This is a genomic window from Rosettibacter sp. KY25, from assembly GCF_057554405.1.
Map to the genome: position 1 here is coordinate 138,941 of NZ_BAAJAO010000001.1, position 18,314 is coordinate 157,254.

Consider the following 18,314-nt stretch of genomic DNA (forward strand, 5'->3'; position numbering starts at 1 on the left):
ATTAACCTTCCGTTTTTGTTAGAAATTATTTTTAGAAGAAAATTCTTTTGCTTCATCAAGAGTTTTGAAAGAACCAATTCTTACTCGATACCAAATGCCTCCTTTTTCAGGAAGATTTGCAATCAATACAAAAGCATCGTAACCTTCTTTTCTTAATCTTTTTACTTCTTGTTCTGCTTTAAGTTTATTTCTCCATGATGAAACTTGAACATTATATGTCTTGCCATCAAAATAAATTGTCCTGTTTACACGCGTATCATTCAAAATGTTTCTGTATAATGTTTCGTCTGAGGGTTTTATAATTGTTTCATCTGAAGATTTTGGAATTTCTTTTATTGGCTCTTCTATTTTTTGTTCAGATTTTTTTGCCGAAGGTAAAACTGGGACTCTCGGGAAATCACTCTCTTCTGGAAGAATAGTTTGTTCCTGCGGTAAAGATGCAATTACCTGTTCACGATTTTGTGTTGTATCAATTACTGGTCCTTCGCTAAGATTAGGATTCTTAGTTTCCAATTTTTTATTCGGCAAAAGAAGATAAACTATCAATCCTGTAATTACAACAAAAGAAAAGAACAGAAGCAAAAAAGATTTTCCAAAAAACTTTTCTTCATTTTTATAACCATATTCCTGTGAAATATATTTTCTTTCATCATCATAAGTGTGAGTACTTGAATATTTTTTTCTTTCGTATTGATTTTCATCTGCTTCGACAAACTCATACTTTTTTCTATTATATTGATTCTCAGAATAAGTTAGTTCCTTTGTTGTCTCTTCAATTTCTTTTTTAATTGTCTTTTCTAATTCATCAAATAATTTTGAAGAAAGAGGTTTTGTGGTTTTTAAAATATCATCAACTTTCTTATTTCTTTGACTTAATTCATCTTCATAAAAATCATGGTTATCTTCCAATTCATTTCTATAGTCAAAATCTGTGTTGTATGATTCAAGTTCTTCTCTTAATTCATCTCCCCAGTTCCACTCAATCTTTTCGGGAATTTTTTTCTTAAGTCCGAGATAACTTTCTTCTTCTTTTTTCTGTTCAAAATCATCCTGCTCTGTTTCTAAATTTTTATCTTCTATATTTATTTCAGAACGAATCCACGAATCATCATCAATACTTTCTGGTTCATTATCTTTTCTGTGTTTTCCAAGTTCAATTTCAATTTCTTTTTCTTCTTTCTCTTCTTCTTCGACTTTCAGTTCTTCGCTCTTATCTGAATCCAATTTTTCTTCAGGCTTATAATCCTCGAGTAAATCTGTTGGTGTTAACTCAGAAGAACTAAGATTTTCATAATTAATTGAGTCATCAAATTTTTCTTCTTCGATTAGGGTTTTTGCAATATTATCTGCAATCAAATCTTCATTATCGACAGGAATATTTTTTTCAAATTCCAAATCTGATGTTAATTCAGATAATTTTTGCTGAGCCGACTCATCTTTTTGTTCTTCTAAAATTTTATTGAATTCATCCATCAAATTAAAATTTGGGAGATGCTCGGCTTCGGAAAGTAATTCATTAACTCTTTCTTCTATCGATTTTCTTAAAATTATATAAGAAGCTTCGGATTTGTCTTCTAATTTATCTGAAATTGGAAGATAAGGTTTACCCACGCCAATACTAAAAATATCTTCACCGCTTTCATCATCTTTAGCAGTTAATTCAACTTTTTTTTGTTCAGGTAATTCAAGGCTCAAAAAAAGATGTTTTGGTTCGCCGCTAATTACTTCATCCAAAGTTGAAAAGATAATCTCAGAAGGAATTTCGTCAGTTTGTGTCTTTTTTAATTGGAAAAAACCTAAGCCTGGAATTTTTATTGTTAAATCAGGAGCTAATAAATCAGCGATTCTGGAAATTAAAATATCGTATGCTAATTCCTTTTCGGAAACAGAAACACCCAATACCTCTGCAACTTTTGTTTGCAAATCACTTTTTGTCATCTTTTCTTTTTCAATGTTATTGCCAACGATATTCAATTCCCAAAATTATATCAAAAGGTTTTCCTTGATATCCATCAAATACAAAATTACTTCTATTAAAAATATTATGAAAGTCTGCTCTTAAAGATAAGCTTTTAAATATTGCATATATCAATTCGACTGATAAATCATTATAGTCAGTCATCAATTTATTATTCTTAATATCTGCATAATAATCCTTATAAAATTTGTATTTGATTTTTATTCCTAAACCAAAATAAAAATCATATCCATAAGAAATATTCATCTGATAAATTGGATTGTAAGGAATGTAATTATCATTATAATCTTTAACTTGATTCATCATAAAACTAAAATCTAAGAAACCATAGTATGAAGATTTCAATAAAACATTTGTCCCAACAGAATAAGATTTGACATCTTCAGCTGCATAAACATTAAAGAAACCTTTTCTTATTCTGTCTTCAAAGTATGGATAATTATTAATTTTTTTGTAAGCACTCCACAACTTCAATGATAATAAATTTTCATAATCATATTTTAGGGACAAACTAAAGTCGAGAGGAATTTTCATAAAAACATTGTCAAGGGAATCATTTTTCATATAAATATTTTTATCAAGTAAATCAGAAATTGAATAAAATTCTGTGTGGGGAATAAAATCAGTTTTGAATATCAATCCTTCTGATAATTTTACTTCTGCAGATGCAAAAGGTGTTAAGAAATTATCATTGTTCTTTGAATAATTGATTCCAAAATTCAATACAACATTTTTTAGTGAATATAATTTTGAGTAAGCTTGAAGTTCATAATAGCTATAATTATCAATGCCACTTAAATTATTTTCAAGAAATTGTTTTTTGTATAAAGCTTTAGTGCCCAAAATTAACTTGGACATTTTCGCTTCGAAATAACCTGAACTTGATAATAATTTTTCTTTAAGACCATTTTTAATGGTTAATAAATTTAACTGAAAATTGATTCCTGAATTAATCCATTTATTATAATTATTTGAAAAAGAAAAATTGCCGGAGGTTCTAAAATTTTCTCTTAAAGAATCTGGTGAATTTGAACCAAAAAATTTATAAGAATCTCTAAAATATTTTCCGTTCAATTTTATTTCGCTGCCTGGCAAAATATCAGATTTGGTGCTTACAAATAAATTGTTCTCAATATTTACTCCTGAAGAATTGTAACCAGAATAAGGTATATATTCTTTAAGATTTGAACCCCACACATCAGCATGAAGCAAATAATAATCAATAGATTTATTAAGATGAAGTTCTCCAGCAGGATAAGTATATTTTCCTAAACCCACATAAAGATTTCCAAAAAATGAATTATTCAAATCATCCACTGAAGGTATAATTGTTTTTGGAGCAGCAGAAATTAACAACGGCAATTCTTCAGGCGAATAGCGTGGCATTAAAAACTCTTCAGAAATAATTCCGATTAAATCAGGTTTCCTCTTTTCAACGGTCTGCACATCAATTCGCTGCCTTCCAGTAATAACAAAATCTGGAAGTTCAACATTTTTTTGTTCCGTTTGTGCAAACAATGTAATGTTAAAAATAAAAAGTGTAATAAAAAATTTTTTCATAGCTGTTTTAATTTTTTGTTGGCTTCAATTGCATATTCACCTTTAGGATGTCTGATAAGAACGGCTCTATACATTTCACGAGCAAGTTTTTTATCATTTAATTTAACATAACAATCGCCAAGTCTAAGAAGTGATTTTGTATACCATTCATCATAAGCAGCAAAGATAGACCTGACTCTTACAAAAGCAGAAATTGCTTCATTAATTTTATTCTGATTAAACAATGCAAGTCCATAATAATATTGAGCTTGTGCACCAATGTCATCAATTCTATTTTCTGCTGCTTCTTTTAATAACTGAATTGCATTTTCATAATTACCTTTTTCAATTTCGAGTATTCCGAGTTCAACTTTTGACTTCGCAGCAAAAATATTTCCTTCATAATAAGTTATAATTTGCTCAAAAGTTGAATAAGCAGCTTTCAGATTGTTGTCTTTAACTTCTGCCATTCCTCTTAAATACAAAAGCTCGGGAACTCTATTTGAAGTTGGCGCAGCATCAATTGATGAATTCAATACTTGGATTGCCAGTGTATATTGTTTTTTATTAGAATAAAGATTAGCCAATTCAATTGCAGCCGAAATTCCTATATCGGATTTTTTTGAAATTTCTAAGACCTTATTGAAATTTTCTATTGCATCATTTTCTTTTTTTAGATTTGCAAAACTTTTACCTATCCAGAAGTATGCATTTGGAATCAATTCACTCTTTGGATAATATTGAATAAATTCTTTATATGCATTAATTGCATTAGAATAATCATCAAGACTGTAATAGATATCTCCTTTCTTAAAATAAATCTGGTCGCTTAATTTTAACTTAGGATTTTGTTTAATAAATTCATCAATAGCATTAATTGCCAGAGCAGGTTGATCTTTAGCAATGTAAGCATATTGAATTCCGTTAACCGCATCAATTACATATTGTGTGTTTGGATATTCTTCAAGAACTTTATTATAAAAGACAATTGCAGAATCATAATTACCTATGTTATAATAAGAATCGCCAATTGAATAATAAGCTACAGGAATTAAATCTGATTGCGGAAATCTTTTTATAAGATTTAGATAATTGTTAATAGCAGATTGAAAATCCCCTTGTTGAAAATATATCCATCCAATTACATATTGTGATGCATCAGCATATTTAGAATTTGGAAATTTTTTTTGAAGATTGGCAAATTCTCTGATAGCTTCGGCAGTTTTGCCAGCTTTATATAAAGATTGACAATATTGATAATAAGCCTGTTCATTTTGAAGAAAAGATTTATCTCCCGAAAATAAATCCTTGTAGATAACACTTGCTTTATCAAAATTTTTCAGAGCATAGTAGCTATCTGCAAGTCGTAGTTTAATCTCATTAAGATTCTTGTCATTTCTATATTTATGAACATAATCATTAAAGAAATAAACAGCATTTGAAAAATCTTTCAGATTAAAATATGAATATGCCTTTCCAAGTAAAGTTTGTTTTATAATTAATTCATTTGAAGAATTAATTTTATTATAATGTTTTAGAGCAGCTGCATATTCTTTTCTTGAAAAATAATTTTCTGCCAGATAAAAATTAACTTTATCACTTTCAAAATCATTGTATTTGGAAGATAGTTCTTGAAGATACTGCAAAGAGGAACCAAAATTGTTCAGATAAAATTCACTGATTGCAAGTCCAAGTTTAGCGCGATTACTCAATTGAACGTCATTTGAAATAAATTTTAGTGCAGAAGAAAAATAATTTCGTGCATCAGAATAGTTATTACTGTTTAATTTCATTTCACCAAGTAGAGTAAATGCTTTCCCTTTTGTCAAAACATCACCATGGATTGTAGCATTAATCAAAGAAGCTTCTGCTTCTTTTGATTGATTTGAAGTATAATAAACTGTTCCTTTGCCCAATTGTGCTCGTGCAGCTAAAGAATGTTGAGGATATTTTTCAAGAAACTTTCTATAGATTTCATCTGCAGTTTTAATATCACCTGCATAACGTTTACACTCACCACTCCAGTAAAATGCATATACAGAAAGTGAATCAACTTCAGGTTCTGATAATTCATTAAAAAATTTATATGCTCCTTCGTAATCATTTAACTGAAATTTTGTCCAGGCAATGTTATATGTAATTATTCTTTTTAATTCTACTGATAATTCTTCTTTAGACAACTCTTCCAATAATGCGAGGGAATTTTGATAATCTTTGAGTCGTGAATATGAATTTGCAAGATAATACTTTGCATAAATAATTTCTTTTGGAGGCAAGTTTTTAATTAATGGATTTGACAATTCAAGTACAGCGCTATCATATTCTTTTTGATTAAAGTAAGAAATCCCAATTCTTAATTGGGCATATGGAGCAAGCTGACTTTCTTTATAATATGCAAGTAGTTCATCATAATATTTTACTGCTTCGCTAAAGTTGCCAATTTTTTCATACAACTGACCAAAAGAGTAATAAGTGTTGACAATGAAATCATTGCTTTCTTTATTTTCAATTGCCTTTTGAAAATATTCTTCTGCTTCAATGTATCTTTTTTCTGCTGCATAAGCTTCTGCAATCCAGTAATATGCTGAACCTTTGAATAAAGTTTGAGGATAAGCTTCCGTTAAAGTCAATAACCTTTCTCGGCATTTTCTATAACTTCCTAAATGATAATATAATTCTCCAAGTTTATATAATGCTGATTCACGCAGATTAGAAAAAATATTTTCGTTGACAAAAGATTCAAACAATATTGCAGATGCATCAAACTGTTTTATATTAAAAAGACAATCTGCAGCATAATATTTTGAAAGAGATTTTTTAGTTCCTACTATATTATTATCTAAAAATAATTTTTCAAAAATCTTATAAGCAGTTGCATATTCTTTCTGATTATAGTACCTAAATCCTTGATTAAATAAGTCATCATCATATTGAGCCATAATTTCCAGAAATGGAAGCAAAAGAAATAAGTATAATATTAACTTTTTCATATTTGTGGTTCTTGATATAAAATTTATTCTGTAAAAAATTGTTCTAAAAGTATTGATTTCAAATATAATATTAATTGGATTGATAATATTAAAAAGCCCTCTTAACGAGGGCTCAATTTCATCTTAGAAGTTTTAATTCATATTCGACCAATTTTTTATACTGCGGGTCTTTCTTGGCAAGTTCAAAATTTTCTTTAGCTTTAGTTATATCATTTTTCTGTTTAAATGCCATAGCCTTGTAATAATAAGCTGCACCTTTCAGGTTAGATGTTTTCATATTAATAACTTGGTCGGCAGCTTCGATAGCTTTATCATAATCACCATTTTCATAATAAGTTGTTGCAAGTAAAACATAAGCAGCATCAAGTTTATAATACTTAATAGCTTCATTCAAATTTTCTATTGCTTTCTGATAATTTCCATCTTTCTTATTTGCTTCAGCTAATTTTACATAAGAGCGGGCAATATTTTGTTGAGCCTGCTCTTTCATTGTTTTTTGAGTTGTAAGCTGTTCTAACTTTTTAAAACTCTCTATTGCTTCTTGATATTTCCCTTCTTGAAAATAAGTACCGCCAAGACCATTGTATGCAATATCAAAGTTAGGATTATTTTCAACGGAAGATTTGAAAGCAGCTTCGGCTTCTGCTAATTTATTTTGTTTTTTAAGTGTAACTCCTAATTGATAATATATTCTATAATCTTTTGAAGTTTTCAGAGCTTCATAATACTTTTTTACTGCTTCATCGTAGTTGCCTGATTTAAGATATTGGTTCCCCTCATTATAAGCTTTTGCTGCTTCGGGAGGCATTTCTTGTGCATGGACTAATGATACAAATAATAAAATTAAAAGTGGGAATATTAAAATTGATTTTTTATTCATTGCCAATTTTCCTTTTATATTGTTTTGTGCGGAAGGCGGGACTCGAACCCGCACGCCCTTACGGGCACTACCCCCTCAAAGTAGCGTGTATACCAATTTCACCACTTCCGCAAAATTTGTGTTGCAAGATATACTCCATAATAAAAAAATGCAATATCATCTTTTTTGCATATAATTTTTTTTCTCTAATCTTTTGGCATCTTCCTAAATATTGAATGTGTTAATTCTCTTCTAAACATAAATTCAAATACAGCAAGTTTTGCTATTTGCTGCGGTTGAAGTATATCTGAAAGTGATTTATAATAATTTTGTCGTTCACTGCACATTCTGTTTTCCAGTTCTAATAATTTACTTACTTGTTCTTTATAATATTCATCATTTCTTTTCCCATCAAGATTTTTTTTCAATTCCTGTACTATTTCTTCTCTTTCATCAAAAATTTCTCTAATCTTTTTTTGATGTTCATTCCTTCTTGCAAAAAATCTAATTGATGTTTCTTCATCCAAATTCAATAACTCAATCAATTTTGATTTTTCTAATTGCTCAATTTTCTTTAAAGCTTTTCTGTCATCAAATCTTTTATCTGGCACCCTATCTCTTTCTTGAGCATAACCAATTAAAGAAAATATAAAGCTTATGATGATTACTGAAATTAATTTTTTCATTGTTTCACCTATTTTAAATTAAACTTGCTTAACTTGGTATAAACAGCAGAAAGATCTTCTTCTGGTAATTTATCGATAACCTGAGATTCTTCAAAAATTGCTGGTATATATTTATTGATATATTCTTTTGGAAGTTCTGAATCTTCAAGAAATGTTGCATCATAATTTTCTCCATTTTGTACAGTCATAATTTGTTCAGGGGTAAATTCATCTAATGTTGCTTCATCATTACTATAATAATTTACTAATTCATTCGTATATGTTTGAAGTTTCTCTTCAAATGTTGGCGACGAAGAAGGATATGCAATTATGATTAACAAAAAAACAATGATAACAGGCAGAACATAAGCTGCTTTCCTTATAAATGAAAAACTCTTACGAGCAAAAATCTTTTCATATACTTTTGGTAAAAGCGAAGCAAAATATCTTTCATCAACCTGGATTTTTTCTATTTCTGAAAACTGATTTATAAGAGATAGAGTTTTTTCAAAATCCTTTCTTAACTCATCAGATGATTTTAGTTTATTTTCAAATTCTGCTTTTTCTTCCTTATTCATCAAATCCGATAAATACTTCAATATCAATTCTTCATTCCTTTTCATTAGCATACTCCAATATTTTTTTTAATGCATGGAAATAATTCGCTTTTAATCCGCCGATACTTTTTCCTGTAATCTTAGAAATTTCTTCATAAGAAAGTTGTTCAAAATTTCTTAGTATAAAAACCTGTCTTTGTTTTGGCGGTATCTTCTGTAATATTTTATTTAATCTTTCCAATTTTTCTTTATTAACAATGTCATCAATTATATCTCTTTTTTCTGCAAGTTCAGTTTCATTTGCATTTTCAAATGAAATGAATCTTTTTAATTGATTTCTTTTTATTTGATTCAAACTTCTTGTTGTAACAATTCTATAAATCCATGTAAAAAGAGACGACCTGAAATTAAATGTCTTTAATTTTTTATACAATACTATCAAAACTTCCTGTGTAACTTCATCAGCATCTAAATGGTCCCCAAGCATTTGTCTTGCATGCCAGTAAATTTTCTTTTGATATTTTTTAACAATTTCATTAAATGCAGTTTCATCGCCTGCATTAAATTTTCGAACTAATTCAAAATCGTTTTCTAAATTCATTTATACTCTTTAATTCAAAAGTGTAGACAAATATTTTTTTGCAGTGGTTTAAAAAGTAACTACCTCAAAAAGTTTCTTACAGCAGAAAAAATAAATTAAACCACATATAAAAAACAGATGTCAAAATTGCGAAAACCAAATAAACAATAAAGGAGATTCAGCAATGAAAAAAGTAACTTATCTCTCAATCATCTTAATGTTTTTGTTCGGAATACTAACACATGCTCAACCAGTGTTTTTAACAGATGATAATCTTGATGACGAAGAAATTGAAATGGAAGAAGAATTTATTGATAATCCTATTCAAGGCAATCAATTCTTTGAAGAGCAAATGCCTGGTATTCAGATTCAGAAAAGAATAATACGTGATAGACTTTTTGAAAAACTAAATTTAACAGATGAGCAAAAGAAACAGTTTAATGATTTGCAGAGTGAATTTCAGAAAAAAATGATTGATATGAGAGCTCAACTTCAAAAGAACAGACTTGATATTAAAAACATGATGCTTCAGAACAAAATTGATGAAAAAAAATTATTAGACTTAGTTCAAACAAATAATAAAATTCTTTCTGAAATGAGGATTGCATCCATTAACCACTGGCTTGCTGTTTATAAAATTTTGAATAATGAACAAAAGGAGCTTTGGGCAAAACATTGGGGGAGTGGGCTTGGCTTTGGTAAACATGTAATCATAAAAAACAAAATTTTAGGAAGACAAAAAATGAAAGGCTGTCGTTAAAAACTAACCCCGCAGCAGCGGGGTTTTTATTCTAAATCCCCTTCAAGAGGTCTAATGACAATTTCTTCTGTAACCAAATTTGATTTTATAGAATAAACATAATAAACAAGCTTAGCTAAATCTTCAGGCGACATCATTCTATGAGAATATTTTTCCAGAACAGAACTATCCCAAATTGGTGTTTTAGTTGCTCCTGGAATTATGTTGATTATTCGAATATTATTTTTTCTAATTTCTTCTCTTAATGAATTTGTGTAAGCTAATAGTCCCGCTTTTGAAGCTGAATAAGCACTGCTTCCTAAAAAAACTTTTTGAGTTACAACAGAAAGGATATTTATAATTGTTCCATAATTCATTTCTATCATCTTCGGTAAAACTTTTTTAATTGAATAAATTGCACCAAGCAAGTTTACTTCGATAATTTCTTTAATCTCTTCGAGTGAATCTTCTTGAGCAGATTTGAATGATGTAACTCCTGCATTATTAATCAGTGCAGCAATAAAAAAATCTTTCGAGTAATCTTTATAAAAATCTTCAATTGATTTTAAATTTGTTATATCAAGCTTAACTGGAATTACATTAGATTCTTTCCCGTCGAGTTCTTTTTTATAATTTTCAATTAGATTTACTCTTCTTGAAGAGGCAATTACAAGTTCATCATTTCGTGCAAATTCAAGTACTAGTTCTTTACCAATACCTGAACTTGCACCTGTTATCCAGACTGCATGTTTAAGTTTATCCATTAAATTCTTTTTTGAGCTATTAAGTTTAAGAATTCAGAGCGTGTTCTTGTATCTTCAGAAAAAACTCCGTGCATTGCACTTGTTGTAGTAATTGAATTCTGCTTTTGAACTCCTCTCATCATCATACACATATGATATGCTTCTATTACAACAGCAACACCGCGAGGTGCAAGATATTTATCAAGTGTATCAGCAATTTCCTGAGTCATTCGTTCTTGCACTTGAAGCCGTCTTGCAAAAACATCAACAATACGAGGCAACTTACTTAATCCAACAATTTTTCCATCGGGGATATATGCAATATGAACTTTACCAAAAAAAGGAAGAAGATGATGTTCGCACATGCTATAAAAATCAATATCTTTAACAATTACCATCTCATCATATTTTTCTTCGAAGATTGCTCCATTTAATACATCATCAATATTTTTTCTATAACCTTGAGTTAAAAACTCATATGCTTTTGCAACTCGATGAGGTGTTTTTAATAAGCCTGGACGATTAATATCTTCTCCTAATTCTGTAAGAATTATTCTAACACTTTCTTCAACTTTTTCGTGATTCAATTTATTCTCCTCGATATTCTACATAATTATTTTCTGTTTCATATAATTTTATAGAATATAACTTACCAGCAGGAATTTTATCTGCTAATTGATTCCATATTCCAATTAAAATATTCTCTGCAGTAGGAATTTTATCTTTAAGAAATTCAACATCCATATTTAAATTTTTGTGGTCAAGTTTATCAATAACATTTTCACGAATTATTTTTTTTAATTGTGTTAAATCAATCAGATAACCTGTATCACTATTAATCTCACCAGCAATAGTAACTTCAATTGTATAATTGTGTCCATGTCCATTAGGATTACTGCACTTCCCATAGATTTTAAAATTTTCTTCATCAGATAAATTTGGATTGTAAATTCTATGGGAAGCGCTAAAGACTTCTCTGCGGGTTACATAAATCATATTCAATTTGATTTTAGTACTTTTAATATTTCTTCAACATGACCATTAACTTTTACCTTAGGGAAAATATGCATTATCTTTCCATTTTCATCGATAATAAAAGTTGTTCTTTCTACTCCCATATACTTTTTTCCATACAAAGATTTTTCTTTCCATACACCATATTTTTGAACTACTTCTTTCTTTTCATCACTCAGCAAGATAAAAGGCAAATTATATTTTTCAGCAAATTTTTTATGTGATTCAACAGAATCTGGGCTAATTCCTATTACCTGAATTTTTAACTTACTAAAATTAGGGAAATTATCTCTGAAATCACATGCTTCTTTTGTGCAGCCGCTTGTCATGTCTTTAGGATAAAAATAAAGAATTACTTTACTTCCTAAAAAATTTTTCAATGATACTTTTTTGCCGTTGATGTCTGGCAATGTAAAGCTTGGTGCTTTTTTGCCTACTTCAAGCATAGAATCCTCATTACTTATGATAACTTTTTCAATGTTTCTTTAATTGCTTCGTAATTTGGTTCTTCACCTGCATTCTCAAGAACTTCTGCATATTGAATTATGCCATTTTTATCTACAACAAATGCTGATCTTTTTGCCACGCCTTTCAAATTAAATTTATCTGGCAGCCATACATCATAATATGCACCATACAATTGGCAAACTTCTTTATTAAAATCACTGAGTAATGGAAAATTAAATTGATGCTTATCTGCCCATAATTTTTGTGCAAAAGGTCCATCAACACTTATTGCTAAAACCTGAGCATCAAGATTTTCATAATCCTTCATGCTGTCTCTTGTAGAGCATAATTCTTTTTCACATACAGAAGTACCAACTGCAGGGAAAAATAAAATGACAACATTTTTCTTCCCTCTGTAACTTGATAAGGTAAATGTTTCGTTATTTGCATTTTTTAATGTGAAATCTGGGGCTGTATCTCCAACTTTGAGTGACATATTTTCCTCCTTTTTTATTCGTTAATTTTTCTTCCAATTTTTACTTTTACCTGAAATTCAATTTTACCATCAGAAGTTAATCTTCCTCTTTGTTCAATTACTTCGAACCAGGCAACTTTCTTTTCTTTATTTGCTTCTTCTACAACTGATTTAATTGCATCGCTTATACTTTCTTGAGAGATTCCAACTCTCTCAATTAATTCAAAATTCTTAGACATATTAACTCTCCTTTATTTATAAAAAGTTCAATTTATGAATAAAATAATTTTCAATAAACACAACAGAAATAATAATTCCATAGTTCCTTTTATTAAACAAAATTACATTTCAAATAATTTTAGAATATCTTCATTTGATTATTTCTAATCAAATTTAACAAAAAAGATAAAGATATTTGCTTTTTTAGGAAATGGTTAATATTTTTATGTAGACTTAATCTAAATTATATAGAAAATGAACTTAGATTTAAATGCAGCTCACGAAGAATTTAGAAGATACTTAAAAAAAGAGAACCACCGCATAACACCTGAAAGGTTCGAGGTTCTTGACTATGCTCTCGAATATGACGGCCATTTTGGAGCTGATGAATTGTATTTGAAAATGAAAAATAACAACTCGAATATTTCGAGAGCTACTGTTTACAATACACTCGAACTGCTTGCAGCCTGCGATTTACTTGCAAAAAGAAATTTCGGTGAGAACAAAACAAGATACGAAGCAAAATATGGAAAGAAAAGTCATGACCATTTAATATGCACAAATTGCGGTGCAATTAAAGAATTTTCTGAGCCAGCCATTGAAATTATTGTAAAAGAAATTTCAGAAAAACTTGGATTTGAACCATCAGGTCATTCATTTAATATTTTTGGAAAGTGTACTAATCCCAACTGCAAAATTAAGGATAATGATAAAGATGACACTTGATAAAGCAAAAAAAGGAAATAGAGTAACAATTTTAAAATTACCATCAGGACAATATAAAGCACAATTTATTCGTCTTGGCATTTCCGAAGGTGATTCTGTTTTATGTTCTGAAAGATTACCTGGAGGAACAATTGTAATTCAAAAAAACAGGCAGGAAATTGCAATTGGCAGCGACTTAGCAAAAAAAATAAAAATAATTCTTCAATAAATTATGAGACATGACAATTTTCAAAATCCGCATTCAATAGATTTAACCGAGAATAAAATTTCTCAATTATCATTAAAAGAAAAAGTAGTTCTCGTAGGCAATCCAAATGTTGGAAAATCTTGCATATTTAATTATTTGAGCGGTATGTATGTTGATGTTTCCAATTATCCTGGAACAACTATTTCGATTAATAAATGCTTATATAAAGACAAAGAAATTTTTGATACACCGGGAATATATGGAGTTTCTTCATTCAACGACGAAGAAAGAGTTGCAAAAGAAATAATTTTATCTTCAGATATTGTTTTAAATGTTGTCAATGCACTTCATCTTGAAAGAGACCTTTTTCTTACACTTCAATTAATTGATATGGGGAAAAAAGTTTCTGTATTGCTAAATTTTTCTGATGAACTCAAGAAAAGAAAAATTAGAATAAACACAAAACTTTTATCTGAATTGCTTGGTGTAGAAGTTATCGAGACTTCTGCTGTATCAAAATATGGATTTGATAAAATTGATTATGCAATTGAAAATGCAAGAGTTGGAAATCAACAACTTGAGCTTTATGCACTTCTTCAGCAGTTAATGGAAAAATCAATTCCTCAATCAGAAGCACTTTTAATTCTTGAAGGCGATGAAGAAACTGCACTTAAATACAATATCCCAAATGGAAATCCAGATTCAAGAGAAAAAATTTATATCAACAGAAGAAACAGAGTTAATGATATTTGTGACCAGGTAGAATTTGAAGATACCAGAAAAGGAGAAATATTTAATTTAATTGGAAGAATGTCATTAAATCCCAAAACTGGCATCCCAATTCTTTTTGTAATGCTAATTTTAGTCTATTTCTTTGTTGGAGATTTAGTTTCTCAACGAGTAGTCAATTTTACAGAAAATACTCTCGGCAAAAAATATTTTGAATACAATCTTAAATCACTCATTGCAGATTATTCTAATTGTCAAATAACTGTAAACTTATTGAATGAAGAAGGAAAAGTTATAGATACAAAAAATTTCTACTTTTCTGATGGAATGAAAAATAATATTAATCTTCGAAACGAATTCAAAAATTTTTCTAATAAAGATTTTATAGAAATTAATTTTCATTTTTACAATCCTATTCTAAGACTTTTATTTGGAGAATTTGGTGTCATAACAATGACTACCACCTACCTCCTGTTTTTATTATTCCCTCTTGTTGTAAGCTTTTACTTTGTTATGGCTTTGTTAGAAGACAGCGGATATTTACCACGCCTTGCTACAATGCTGGATAGAACTTTCAATCGTATTGGTCTTAATGGCAAAGCTGTAATACCGATTATACTTGGATTCGGCTGTATAACTATGGCTAATATTACAACAAGACTTCTTGGGAGCGAGCGAGAAAAATCAATTGTTACTGCAATACTCCAATTTGTGATTCCTTGTTCTGCTCAACTGGCAGTTATTACGGTTTTACTCAGCGGGGCTGGCATTACTCCACTTTTAATTTATGTTTCAGTAATTGGAAGTGTATTAATCATACTTTCTACCATTTTAAATAAATTACTCCCCGGAGAAAGTTCACCACTATTAATTGACCTGCCAATTATGAGATTTCCTAAACTCAATAATGTTTTGAAAAAAACATTTTATCGCAGCATAGGATTTATGAAAGAAGCCGGGTTCTGGTTTTTTGTAGGGGCTTTAGGTGTGGGTTTAATGGAAATTACAGGTTTACTTTTTATTTGGCAGGATTTGCTGGCTCCAATTACAACTTACTGGCTTAAATTACCAAAAGAAGCTGCTAATGCTTTTGTTATGGGTATGGTAAGAAGAGATTTTGGTGCTGCTGGATTATTCGATTTGAAATTAACTACAATGCAAATAACAGTTGCAATAATAACAATTACACTTTTCGTTCCATGCATTGCATCTTTTGTAGTGATGTTAAAAGAAAGAGGCTTAAAAGAAGGTCTTTCAATTTGGATTGGGACATGGATAACAGCTTTTTTAATTGGTGGAATTGTTGCACAAATTATAATTTAATTTTATGAAACAAAAAGATTTGCATAAATATCCACTTATCTGGCGTAAAGATGATTTCTTTATAAAAATTTATAGTTCCATTCCCAATGTTTCTACTGGAATTCTTTTAACCACAAGCAAAACAACTTTTATAATTGACCCAGGCGATGGAATTTTAAGAGATTTAACTCAAGATGTTGGAGCAGAAACTATTCTAAGAGTTTCTGATATTTTTATCAGTCATGGTCATCACGACCATGTTGGAGGTGTTTGGTCTCTTTTAACTTATTTATCTGTATTAAGAAGAAGACTTCCTCTTTCAATTTATTATCCTCAGGGCTGTGTGGAAATTGAAAGCATCTACAAAGCTTTCAAAGAAGTTTATGGGAAAGAACTTTCTTATGAAATTTTTCTTAAACCAATTATCAACGAAAAACAATTCACAAAAAATTCAGTTAGAATAAAACCATTCAAAGTTAATCATAGAGAAGTAAGTCCAGACGGCGAATTCATTGAAGTTCCTTCGCTTGGCTATAAATTCTTTTATGATACCAAAACAATCTGCTATGGAGGGGATACAGCATATTGCGAAAATCTTGTTAAAATGGCAAAGGGTTCTGACTTAGCAATTATCGAAGCTGGTGCTCATGATGAATCATCATCTGAACTTCATATGACTATTGAACAAGCATCAAAAATTGGGAAAACTGCAAAAGAATTTTTCCTTGTTCATGTTCCTATATAAATTTGCATACCATTAAATTTGAGCTGACCATGAAAAAATATTTTTACTTCATTTTATTAATAATTGCTGCAACTGCATCCGCACAAAAAAAATGGATTGAACCTGAAATTACTGCAAAAGATTTGAAAGCTCATCTCTTTTACCTTGCATCAGATGAAATGAAAGGAAGATTTACTGGCAGCAACGAAGAAAGAAAAGCAGGAAATTATATTAAAGAGCAGTTTGCATCTTTCGGATTAAAACCGCTTTTTAATAATTCATACTTTCAAGAATTCCCATTCATTGAAAAAATAGAATTAACTGGTAAAAATTCAGTTCAAATAAAAGCATCAGGTTATTCAAAAAAATTAATTTCGAAAAAAGATTTTATTACTGCTCCATTTTCAGGAAATGGCAAAGCAGAATCAAACATAATCTTTGCAGGATACGGAATTTCAGCATCAGAATTAAATTACGATGATTATGAAAAAATTAATGTCAATGGGAAAATTGTTTTGGTCTTAAGGTCACATCCAGAACATGACAGCACAAAATCTGAATTTGATAAATATTCTTCAATGAGATTCAAAGCTGCAATTGCAAAGGAAAAAGGAGCAGCTGCAATTGTTTTTATAAATCAAGAAAAAGAAGAAGATGAATTAATCCAGTTGAGATATGATGGTGCACCTGGAATTAAAAACTTTCCTATCATTCAAGTGAAAAGAGAAATCATTAAAAAAATTTTTGAGCAAAGAGGTTTGAATCTTTCTGAAATTCAGAAAAAAATTGATAATGAAAAAAAGCCACACTCAATCGAGTTTGATGATATAGTTATCTCTATCAATACAGATGTTAAAGAAATTGAAAATAAAGCAAGAAATGTTGCAGGTTATATTGAAGGCAACGACCCTAATCTAAAAAATGAATATCTCATTATTGGTGCTCATTATGACCATCTCGGAATTGATCAATTATTATCATCTTCATTATACAAAGGGAAAGATAAACAAATTCATAATGGTGCAGATGATAATGCTTCTGGAACATCAGGATTGCTTGAGCTTGCAGAAAAATTTAGTTCAATAAAAAATTCGATTAGAAGAAGTATAATTTTCATTGCTTTCTCTGGAGAAGAATTAGGAATTCTTGGTTCAACTTTTTTTACTAATAATTTGCCTGTTCCTCGAGAAAATATTATTGCAATGTTAAATTTGGATATGGTTGGCAGATTGGACGCAGAAAAAAAACTTACAATCATTGGCGCTGGAACATCTTCAAAATGGAAAGAGCTGCTTAACGAAAAAAATAAATATAATTTACAGTTAAACTTAAGTGATGCGGGATCTGGAGGCAGCGACCATCAAGCATTCCTTAATAAAAATATTCCTGTTTTATTTTTCTTCACTGGAATACATTCTGATTATCACAAACCATCTGATGATGCGGATAAAATTAATTATGAGGGTGAAACAGAAGTTTTAAATTTTGTATTTGATATCGCAGATGAAATTCAAAATTCAAACACAAAACCTGATTTTGTAAAAGTTTCTGAACCTGTAAACAGAACATCAACTCGTTCAAGAGTTACTGCAGGAACAATTCCGGAATTTGGTTATAATGGTGAAGGCTACAAAATTTCTGGGGTTACTGAAGGTGGACCAGCAGAAAAAGCTGGATTAAAGAGCGGTGATATAATCATAAAGTTTGGTGATAAAAAAATAGGCAATATTTATGATTTCATGTATGCTATATCAAATTATAAACCCGGTGATAAAGTTAATGTAACAGTTCTACGCGAAGAAAAAGAATTAACTTTTGAAGTAGAATTAATAGAAAAATAA

The 18,314-nt window shown here is 29.6% G+C and carries 19 protein-coding genes and 1 tRNA gene; 6 read left to right on the plus strand and 14 right to left on the minus strand.

From position 1 onward, the window contains the following. Positions 1-18 precede the first annotated feature (18 nt). From AC27L2_RS00650 to AC27L2_RS00685, 8 genes are all read right to left on the minus strand, one after another. Positions 19-1,974 carry an SPOR domain-containing protein gene (locus AC27L2_RS00650; RefSeq protein ID WP_487209719.1) on the minus strand — a complete coding sequence of 652 codons (1,956 nt, stop codon included), beginning with the start codon at positions 1,972-1,974 and terminating at the stop codon, positions 19-21. Beyond that, complete coding sequence (locus tag AC27L2_RS00655; protein WP_487209720.1) at positions 1,955-3,538, minus strand: TonB-dependent receptor; 1,584 nt, start codon at positions 3,536-3,538, stop codon at positions 1,955-1,957. The genes AC27L2_RS00650 and AC27L2_RS00655 overlap by 20 nt, the downstream gene beginning before the upstream one ends. Next, the gene (locus AC27L2_RS00660) at positions 3,535-6,507 is read right to left on the minus strand and encodes a tetratricopeptide repeat protein (protein ID WP_487209721.1); all 2,973 of its coding nucleotides are present in this window, start codon (positions 6,505-6,507) and stop codon (positions 3,535-3,537) included. Before AC27L2_RS00660 ends, AC27L2_RS00655 begins: the two co-directional genes overlap by 4 nt. A 118-nt stretch (positions 6,508-6,625) precedes the next feature. After that, positions 6,626-7,387 carry a tetratricopeptide repeat protein gene (locus AC27L2_RS00665; RefSeq protein WP_487209722.1) on the minus strand — a complete coding sequence of 254 codons (762 nt, stop codon included), beginning with the start codon at positions 7,385-7,387 and terminating at the stop codon, positions 6,626-6,628. A gap of 27 nt (positions 7,388-7,414) precedes the next feature. Then, positions 7,415-7,498 (minus strand) — tRNA-Leu (locus AC27L2_RS00670). A gap of 74 nt (positions 7,499-7,572) precedes the next feature. Then, positions 7,573-8,052: a hypothetical protein gene (locus tag AC27L2_RS00675; protein ID WP_487209723.1), complete on the minus strand. Its 480-nt coding sequence runs from the start codon at positions 8,050-8,052 to the stop codon at positions 7,573-7,575. Positions 8,053-8,060: 8 nt separating this feature from the next. Beyond that, positions 8,061-8,654, minus strand: coding sequence for a hypothetical protein (locus AC27L2_RS00680; RefSeq protein ID WP_487209724.1), 594 nt, complete (start codon positions 8,652-8,654; stop codon positions 8,061-8,063). After that, complete coding sequence (locus AC27L2_RS00685; protein WP_487209725.1) at positions 8,641-9,189, minus strand: RNA polymerase sigma factor; 549 nt, start codon at positions 9,187-9,189, stop codon at positions 8,641-8,643. The genes AC27L2_RS00680 and AC27L2_RS00685 overlap by 14 nt, the downstream gene beginning before the upstream one ends. Before the next feature lie 163 nt (positions 9,190-9,352). On the opposite strand from AC27L2_RS00685, the gene AC27L2_RS00690 reads away from it, so the two are divergent. Next, positions 9,353-9,928, plus strand: coding sequence for a Spy/CpxP family protein refolding chaperone (locus AC27L2_RS00690; RefSeq protein ID WP_487209726.1), 576 nt, complete (start codon positions 9,353-9,355; stop codon positions 9,926-9,928). Between the two features lie 26 nt (positions 9,929-9,954). On the opposite strand, the gene AC27L2_RS00695 is transcribed toward AC27L2_RS00690, so the two are convergent. Genes AC27L2_RS00695 through AC27L2_RS00720 form a run of 6 tightly spaced genes read right to left on the minus strand, consistent with a single transcriptional unit; the run spans position 9,955 to position 12,825 of the window. Beyond that, positions 9,955-10,671, minus strand: a complete 717-nt coding sequence (locus AC27L2_RS00695; protein ID WP_487209727.1) for an SDR family oxidoreductase — start codon at positions 10,669-10,671, stop codon at positions 9,955-9,957. Continuing rightward, complete coding sequence (gene folE / locus AC27L2_RS00700) at positions 10,671-11,237, minus strand: GTP cyclohydrolase I FolE (RefSeq protein ID WP_487209728.1); 567 nt, start codon at positions 11,235-11,237, stop codon at positions 10,671-10,673. Before folE ends, AC27L2_RS00695 begins: the two co-directional genes overlap by 1 nt. A gap of 1 nt (position 11,238) precedes the next feature. Next, positions 11,239-11,646, minus strand: a complete 408-nt coding sequence (locus AC27L2_RS00705) for a 6-carboxytetrahydropterin synthase (RefSeq protein ID WP_487209729.1) — start codon at positions 11,644-11,646, stop codon at positions 11,239-11,241. A gap of 2 nt (positions 11,647-11,648) precedes the next feature. Next, the gene (gene bcp, locus AC27L2_RS00710) at positions 11,649-12,110 is read right to left on the minus strand and encodes a thioredoxin-dependent thiol peroxidase (protein ID WP_487209730.1); all 462 of its coding nucleotides are present in this window, start codon (positions 12,108-12,110) and stop codon (positions 11,649-11,651) included. A gap of 14 nt (positions 12,111-12,124) precedes the next feature. Then, complete coding sequence (locus AC27L2_RS00715) at positions 12,125-12,607, minus strand: peroxiredoxin (protein ID WP_487209731.1); 483 nt, start codon at positions 12,605-12,607, stop codon at positions 12,125-12,127. A gap of 14 nt (positions 12,608-12,621) precedes the next feature. Beyond that, positions 12,622-12,825, minus strand: a complete 204-nt coding sequence (locus tag AC27L2_RS00720; RefSeq protein ID WP_487209732.1) for a dodecin family protein — start codon at positions 12,823-12,825, stop codon at positions 12,622-12,624. A 235-nt stretch (positions 12,826-13,060) separates the two neighbouring features. Between AC27L2_RS00720 and AC27L2_RS00725 the strand changes: the two genes are divergently transcribed. The 5 genes from AC27L2_RS00725 to AC27L2_RS00745 are packed head-to-tail and all read left to right on the plus strand — an operon-like array spanning position 13,061 to position 18,314. Further along, positions 13,061-13,531: a Fur family transcriptional regulator gene (locus AC27L2_RS00725; protein ID WP_487209733.1), complete on the plus strand. Its 471-nt coding sequence runs from the start codon at positions 13,061-13,063 to the stop codon at positions 13,529-13,531. Next, positions 13,512-13,739 (plus strand): FeoA family protein, encoded by a 228-nt coding sequence (locus AC27L2_RS00730; RefSeq protein WP_487209734.1) that lies wholly within the window; start codon positions 13,512-13,514, stop codon positions 13,737-13,739. Before AC27L2_RS00725 ends, AC27L2_RS00730 begins: the two co-directional genes overlap by 20 nt. 3 nt (positions 13,740-13,742) lie before the next feature. Continuing rightward, positions 13,743-15,770 carry a FeoB small GTPase domain-containing protein gene (locus AC27L2_RS00735; protein WP_487209735.1) on the plus strand — a complete coding sequence of 676 codons (2,028 nt, stop codon included), beginning with the start codon at positions 13,743-13,745 and terminating at the stop codon, positions 15,768-15,770. A 4-nt stretch (positions 15,771-15,774) separates the two neighbouring features. Beyond that, positions 15,775-16,494: an MBL fold metallo-hydrolase gene (locus AC27L2_RS00740; RefSeq protein WP_487209736.1), complete on the plus strand. Its 720-nt coding sequence runs from the start codon at positions 15,775-15,777 to the stop codon at positions 16,492-16,494. A 29-nt stretch (positions 16,495-16,523) separates the two neighbouring features. After that, complete coding sequence (locus AC27L2_RS00745; RefSeq protein WP_487209737.1) at positions 16,524-18,314, plus strand: M28 family peptidase; 1,791 nt, start codon at positions 16,524-16,526, stop codon at positions 18,312-18,314.

Excerpts from the sequence above, each read along its gene's own strand:
- AC27L2_RS00655 (WP_487209720.1), bottom strand. The coding sequence starts at position 3,538 with ATGAAAAAATTTTTTATTACACTTTTTATTTTTAACATTACATTGTTT.
- AC27L2_RS00660 (WP_487209721.1), bottom strand. The coding sequence starts at position 6,507 with ATGAAAAAGTTAATATTATACTTATTTCTTTTGCTTCCATTTCTGGAA.
- AC27L2_RS00665 (WP_487209722.1), bottom strand. The coding sequence starts at position 7,387 with ATGAATAAAAAATCAATTTTAATATTCCCACTTTTAATTTTATTATTT.
- AC27L2_RS00675 (WP_487209723.1), bottom strand. The coding sequence starts at position 8,052 with ATGAAAAAATTAATTTCAGTAATCATCATAAGCTTTATATTTTCTTTA.
- AC27L2_RS00680 (WP_487209724.1), bottom strand. The coding sequence starts at position 8,654 with ATGAAAAGGAATGAAGAATTGATATTGAAGTATTTATCGGATTTGATG.
- AC27L2_RS00685 (WP_487209725.1), bottom strand. The coding sequence starts at position 9,189 with ATGAATTTAGAAAACGATTTTGAATTAGTTCGAAAATTTAATGCAGGC.
- AC27L2_RS00690 (WP_487209726.1), top strand. The coding sequence starts at position 9,353 with ATGAAAAAAGTAACTTATCTCTCAATCATCTTAATGTTTTTGTTCGGA.
- AC27L2_RS00695 (WP_487209727.1), bottom strand. The coding sequence starts at position 10,671 with ATGGATAAACTTAAACATGCAGTCTGGATAACAGGTGCAAGTTCAGGT.
- AC27L2_RS00705 (WP_487209729.1), bottom strand. The coding sequence starts at position 11,646 with ATGATTTATGTAACCCGCAGAGAAGTCTTTAGCGCTTCCCATAGAATT.
- bcp (WP_487209730.1), bottom strand. The coding sequence starts at position 12,110 with ATGCTTGAAGTAGGCAAAAAAGCACCAAGCTTTACATTGCCAGACATC.
- AC27L2_RS00715 (WP_487209731.1), bottom strand. The coding sequence starts at position 12,607 with ATGTCACTCAAAGTTGGAGATACAGCCCCAGATTTCACATTAAAAAAT.
- AC27L2_RS00720 (WP_487209732.1), bottom strand. The coding sequence starts at position 12,825 with ATGTCTAAGAATTTTGAATTAATTGAGAGAGTTGGAATCTCTCAAGAA.
- AC27L2_RS00725 (WP_487209733.1), top strand. The coding sequence starts at position 13,061 with ATGAACTTAGATTTAAATGCAGCTCACGAAGAATTTAGAAGATACTTA.
- AC27L2_RS00730 (WP_487209734.1), top strand. The coding sequence starts at position 13,512 with ATGATAAAGATGACACTTGATAAAGCAAAAAAAGGAAATAGAGTAACA.
- AC27L2_RS00735 (WP_487209735.1), top strand. The coding sequence starts at position 13,743 with ATGAGACATGACAATTTTCAAAATCCGCATTCAATAGATTTAACCGAG.
- AC27L2_RS00740 (WP_487209736.1), top strand. The coding sequence starts at position 15,775 with ATGAAACAAAAAGATTTGCATAAATATCCACTTATCTGGCGTAAAGAT.
- AC27L2_RS00745 (WP_487209737.1), top strand. The coding sequence starts at position 16,524 with ATGAAAAAATATTTTTACTTCATTTTATTAATAATTGCTGCAACTGCA.